Annotated in this window: 2 tRNA genes; both read left to right on the forward strand. The window is 46.1% G+C overall.

Features of this window, described 5'->3' with window-relative positions:
- Positions 1–13 precede the first annotated feature (13 nt).
- Positions 14–90: transfer RNA gene (locus KW849_RS31060), tRNA-Ile, on the forward strand.
- 9 nt (positions 91–99) lie between these two features.
- Positions 100–175: transfer RNA gene (locus tag KW849_RS31065), tRNA-Ala, on the forward strand.
- Positions 176–343: the final 168 nt, after the last annotated feature.

The raw sequence follows: 343 nt of genomic DNA on the forward strand, positions 1-343 counted from the left end.
CGCGCTCGAAATTGGGTCTGTAGCTCAGTTGGTTAGAGCGCACCCCTGATAAGGGTGAGGTCGGCAGTTCGAATCTGCCCAGACCCACCAATTTTGTATGGGGCCATAGCTCAGCTGGGAGAGCGCCTGCCTTGCACGCAGGAGGTCAACGGTTCGATCCCGTTTGGCTCCACCATTAACTGCTTCGAAACGTTTGAGAGTTTAGAAATGAATATTCCGCTGTGAATATTGATTTCTAGTCTTTTGATTAGATCGTTCTTTAAAAATTTGGGTATGTGATAGAAAGATAGACTGAACGTTACTTTCACTGGTAACGGATCAGGCTAAGGTAAAATTTGTGAGT

This window comes from Pseudomonas sp. PDM26, assembly GCF_019219185.1.
In the GTDB taxonomy this organism is placed as follows: Bacteria; Pseudomonadota; Gammaproteobacteria; order Pseudomonadales; family Pseudomonadaceae; genus Aquipseudomonas.